This window comes from Chamaesiphon sp. VAR_69_metabat_338 (assembly GCF_031423935.1).
Taxonomy (GTDB): domain Bacteria; phylum Cyanobacteriota; class Cyanobacteriia; order Cyanobacteriales; family Chamaesiphonaceae; genus Chamaesiphon.
The window spans coordinates 1-5,240 of the sequence record NZ_JANPGM010000462.1 but is presented as its reverse complement, the minus strand read 5'-3'; the positions used below and the strand labels follow the sequence as shown (position 1 = coordinate 5,240).

The window sequence follows — 5,240 nt, the reverse complement described above, 5'->3', positions numbered from 1 at the left end:
ATTGCAATTGCTAATTCTGAGCGTTTTAGAGCGAGGCTTTCTAGCTATTACACAGAAGAATATTCAATAGATGCAGAAGAAGCAGTTACAAATATCTGGAGGTATGCATACAGTTGCGGTCTTGAATTTGGTGTCGATGGTCGATCGAGAGTAGACAGACCAATTATTTTTACCATTTTCTCTAATTCCAACTATCAAAAAATCATTCGTGTCCCCTTCAGCATAGTTGCTTTGACAGAATGTAATGCAACTTACGCAGAGCTTAAAGTAAAAGTACAGGGATTAGCACTCCTCGATGAGGATAGTAGAATAGTGGAATTAGGTATACTTGAAAGAAAAATAAAACAAAATTTGTATAATCCTAAACTAGCAATTTATTCGGTTGCAACTCATTGCCTAGCAAATTCGATTAAACTTGACGAGGCTCTCCAGTCTTATGAATTTTCTGCTGCATTAGCAACATTCTGTCTAAATCTGCCTGAGATTTTATTTCATTCTCTAAATATTCCAGAAGAATTTAATGTTTGGGGTGATAGAGTGCAAGCACTTCAAAAGCTTGCAGACCCTGGATTTGCTTTCTTAATTATTTCAAATCAAGCACCTAAATATCAGAAAGACATATCTGTCGAACAATGGTTAACAGAAGCTATCAGAAATTCTGGTCTACCTAGTTTAGAGTTAATCAACCAATTGACCTTAGAACAAATGAAAGGATTAGACAACCAAATTCTAGATGGAGATCACATAGATAGATTAATACATTTACTTTGCATAGGGAGAAAAAACTTTATAGAAAGAGGGGTTTGGGGTAAAAATATTTTATCGATGGAGAATTTAATTGGAAATTCAATAAAACTGCCACCTGTATGTTTAGGTGATGGTTATATAACACCTGTCACAATCAACACCATGCCCACTAATCGAAGAGTTTTAGAACAATGGATCGAGCAAGTAATAAAAATTGAAAGTTCTATGAACAGTTTTATTCGTGCTTGTCGCCTTTAATATTAAATAAGTTAACAGTGAGATTTGTGGGACTTTATCTACCAATTTAGACTCATGCATATCAATTGATTCAAATATTTTGCTCCATCGATTTGCAATGTCAGCAGCTAAATCGAGTCTCTAGATCCTTGAGACTCGATCTAGTTGTGTAGCTTGGAATAATCTTGGGATTCGATCGATCTCTTAGTTACTCGATCGCCGAAAGAAGATCTAGCAGATTACAATTAAAGAATATAGAAGTTGAGGCTAATCGTGTGACTACAACACAACCCCGCTATAGCAAAGAAGAATTTGCCCGCCGTGGCGATGAGATTTATCAATCCCAGATTCGATCTCAAGTTGAAGAAGGCAACGATGGGAAGATAGTCGCTATTGATATTGAAACCGCCGCTTTTGAAGTAGCTGATAATAAAATCGAGGCAACAGATCGATTATACGATCGATACACCGATGCCCAACCCTGGGTAATTCGGATCGGACATCGCGCTGTCTATCGTTTTGGTTCTCGCAGCCTGAAAAAATCTGTATGATGTATGGCTTCGTCAATCAGCGTTGTGAAGCCGTAATTCGGATTGCGGTCATGCCAACAACCCTAAGCAAATGGTTGAAACTTCCGATTGAAGCGATTGAGGGTGGAACTGTTACCATTGAGGCCTTATCGAGCGAGAGATCGGTACAATAAGCCAGACATACTGTTATGAACAAGAAACTTGACGAACTAGAAGATGAATTACGCCCTGAATATGACTTTGCTCAGATGCAAGGAGGTGTAAAAGGTAAATACGTTCAACGATATCAACTAGCAAAAGAATAGGAACCAATTTTACAAGCTGGTGCGACCTATGAAGTTTGGTCGCCTCTCGATTCTCATGAAGCCGCTCATAAACTAGCTCAATTGTTGGAATTAGAATAATCGATCGAGTTGCAATGTTAGTTATTCGAGCGACTAGCAACAAATCAGCATTAATCTAGGCTACTCGACTATCGAGTTTGGATTTGATTAATAAGATCAGATCTGCGACTGTCTTGCAGGACTTATCGGTGAAATCTAGCAAGAAATTCAAGTCAAACTCTTCACATATATCGATGTAGATATTGGCGGCTTCTAGATAATCGAGCAAATCTTTAGAACCGGACTTTTGTTGGCGCGTCTGGGCGAGTCGATCGATAAAGTCCTGAAATTGAAATTCTAGATAGATCGCATCTGGATCGATTTCTAAGTTTCTAGCAATAATTACTCTGACAGTTTGAAAGATATCTAGGGTGCCACGACGCATTTGATGTAGTGTAAGTAGCAATCTTACTGAAGTAGATGAGTTAGACGGTGAGCGTGGAAATCGCGATCGGTTCGAGCCATTTTTCCATACTCATTACAGTTATAAATTGAGACGATCGTCGTCGGCATTGGTATAATAGCTCAACCTACTCAACTGATTACACGGTCTACAATGTAGCAATTAGCTATTTGACGGATGCCTTGGACGCCTTTACATAGTCAGCTTCACCAGTGCGCGATCGCTCGGCAGTTGTTACCGATTGGCGCACGGATCTTAATTGCCGTCTCTGGCGGCCAAGATTCCCTCTGTCTGGGACAATTGCTTTGCGATCTCCAATCGCGCTGGCAATGGCAGTTGGCAGTGGGGCATTGCGATCATGGTTGGGAGCAGGATATCGGGATTGCCGAGCGCGTAGCGCAAGTGGCTGCAAGCTGGCAGCTACCGTTTCACTGTGAAACCACTGCCAATTTACCTGAAACAGATGGCGCGGCGCGGGAGTGGCGGTATCAAGCCTTGATTCGGCTCGCGCAAACTACCGAAAGTACTTATATCGTTACCGCACATACCCAAACAGATCGAGCGGAAACTTTACTTTATAATCTAGTGCGCGGTGCCGGTGCCGACGGACTATGTGCGATGAATTGGCAGCGAGAATTGACTCCAGAGATTAGTTTGGTACGACCGTTACTAGCCGTCAATCGTGCCCAAACCGGCGCGTTTTGCCAAGAGTATCAATTGCCAGTTTGGGAGGATGCTTACAATCAGGATCTCAAGTATCCGCGCAATCGGCTGCGCTTAGAGATTATGCCGCGACTGGCTGCCGATTTTAATCCGCAAGTCGAGAGTCATTTGGCGCGGACTGCCGAACTGTTGCGCGCGGATGTGGAGTATCTAGAGTCATTAGCTAGTGAGTGGTATCGCCAAGCAGTGGACGATCTGGGAGTCAAACTCGATCGAGTCATCTTACGATCGCTACCGCTGGCTCTCCAACGCCGTGTAATTCGCCAATTTCTGACTCAGACTTTGGCAAAGATGCCCACATTCAGCCAGATCGAGGAGACGCTCGCGCTAATTGATGCGCCCAATCGGACTCGTACTTCGACATTCAGTCAGGGGCTGGCAGCAGAAGTCAGCGGTATTTGGATCGTCGTGCGCGCATAATCCGCATGGTGGGATCTGACGATCTGCCGATCGATGTTCAGCAATTTTACGGATATGGATTGCAGGTAAATACCCACTATTGTGAGTTGGTGTAATTAAGAGGCATACATCGACCTTCAAGTAGAAAAGCTATACAGGGAAACATCTGTACGTTGGTGTCGTCAGGCTAATTATGCATAAATTGAGATCGCTCGACGCTGAGATTCAAGAGATTTGTTAGGATCTCATCAAGCTGCCGATCGAGTTAGGTGACGATCTGCCTAGCTAAATACAGGGGGATCGTAGTCGAGAGCGAGCCTAGCCGACGCCAGAAAATTTGAATTAATCCCGATTTATTGTTACTGAATTTCGATCGCCACAATCATTCATTTACCTTTAAGTTAATCATGAAGATTCAAAATATACTGTCCGCGCGTAAATTGCGATCGATGGAGCTGGTACTGCTGACTTTGGCTGGTTTGTTAGCGACGCTGTCGCTATCGCCACAAGTAGATGCCGCCCCTCTAGGTTCACAGCAAACTACCCGCACCCCCGTTGTCACTCCTAAAACCACCCTATCAGCTCGCAGTTATTACAATCGCGGGATGCGCCGCTACAAACAGCGCGATCTTGTCGGGGCGATCGCCGATTTGGATCGGGCAATTCAGTTGCAGCCCAATTTTGTGGATGCTTATAATAATCGGGGCATTGTTAAAGGCTTGAATGGCGATGCGGCAGGGGCAATTGCGGACTATACACGCGCGATCGCTCTCAATCCCAGATTTTTTGAATCCTATGCCAATCGCGGTTTTGCACGGCTGAATACGGGCGATCGCGCAGGTGCTTTAGCAGATCTCGAAGCTGCCAGTGCGATTAAACCTAACGATCCGCAAGTCTTAGTCGGTAAAGGGATCGTCCAAGCCCAAGCTGGTAATAAACAAGGCGCGATCGCCAACTACGATCGCGCGATTCAACTCAGCCCACAAAATGTCGATGCTTACTATAATCGCGGCTTAGCCAAACTCAACCTTCAAGATCGCCAAGGCGCGATCGCCGATTACACGGCAGCCATTAAGCTCAAATCAAGCTACGCCAACGCTTATTACGGCAGAGGTCGCGCCAAAACCGAGCTGGGCGACTATCGCGGGGCAATTGCCGATTACGATCGCTCGATCCAGATCCAACCCAATCAGCCCAATGCTTACCTCAATCGGGCGATCGCCAAGAATGCTATTGGCGATAGTGACGGTGCCACTAACGACTACGATCGGATTGTCAGCCTCAATCCCCAAGATGGGATTTCCTATTTCAATCGCGCCCTAGCCTATGCCGAAAGAGGCGATCGGAAGGAGGCAATCGCTAACTACACGAAGGCGATCGAACTCAATCCCCAACTAGTGGAAGCCTATAATAATCGCGGGATTGTCTATTTTAATCTGGGCAATCGACCCGCCGCGATCGCGGACTACAGTGCGGCGATCCGCCTCAAGCCGAATTATGGCCCGCCTTATCTCAATCGTGGCATCGCATTGTATGCTGCTGGTGACTACCAAAAAGCTCTAGCAGATTACGATCGCGGCATCGCTCGCGATCCGAATAATGCTGAATTTTACTTCAATCGCGGCGTTACCCACGCGCAACTGAATATGAATCAGAAAGCAATTGCTGACTACAATACGGCGATTCGCTTGCAACCCAATTACGCACTTGCCTATAGCAATCGCGGCTTGCTACACGCCCAAATGCGATCGAATCCCGCTGCAACTGAAGATCTCAAAATGGCTGCAAAACTATTCCAAGCTCAAAATAATACCGTAG

5 protein-coding genes are annotated in these 5,240 nt (G+C 45.1%); 4 read left to right on the top strand and 1 reads right to left on the bottom strand.

Features of this window, described 5'->3' with window-relative positions:
- The coding region (locus tag RMO84_RS12790) for a hypothetical protein (protein ID WP_310488837.1) at nt 1–1,005 on the top strand (1,005 nt) is incomplete at its 5' end.
- Between the two features lie 254 nt (nt 1,006–1,259).
- Nucleotides 1,260–1,535, top strand: a complete 276-nt coding sequence (locus RMO84_RS12785; RefSeq protein WP_310488836.1) for a hypothetical protein — start codon at nt 1,260–1,262, stop codon at nt 1,533–1,535.
- 438 nt (nt 1,536–1,973) lie between these two features.
- Here RMO84_RS12785 and RMO84_RS12780 read toward each other — a convergent pair whose 3' ends face one another.
- Nucleotides 1,974–2,282, bottom strand: a complete 309-nt coding sequence (locus RMO84_RS12780; protein ID WP_310488835.1) for a hypothetical protein — start codon at nt 2,280–2,282, stop codon at nt 1,974–1,976.
- A gap of 195 nt (nt 2,283–2,477) precedes the next feature.
- Here RMO84_RS12780 and tilS point away from each other — a divergent pair, with 195 nt between their 5' ends.
- Complete coding sequence (gene tilS / locus RMO84_RS12775; protein WP_310488834.1) at nt 2,478–3,443, top strand: tRNA lysidine(34) synthetase TilS; 966 nt, start codon at nt 2,478–2,480, stop codon at nt 3,441–3,443.
- Between the two features lie 386 nt (nt 3,444–3,829).
- Nucleotides 3,830–5,240: tetratricopeptide repeat protein (locus tag RMO84_RS12770; RefSeq protein WP_310488833.1), on the top strand; the 1,411-nt coding region annotated here is incomplete at its 3' end.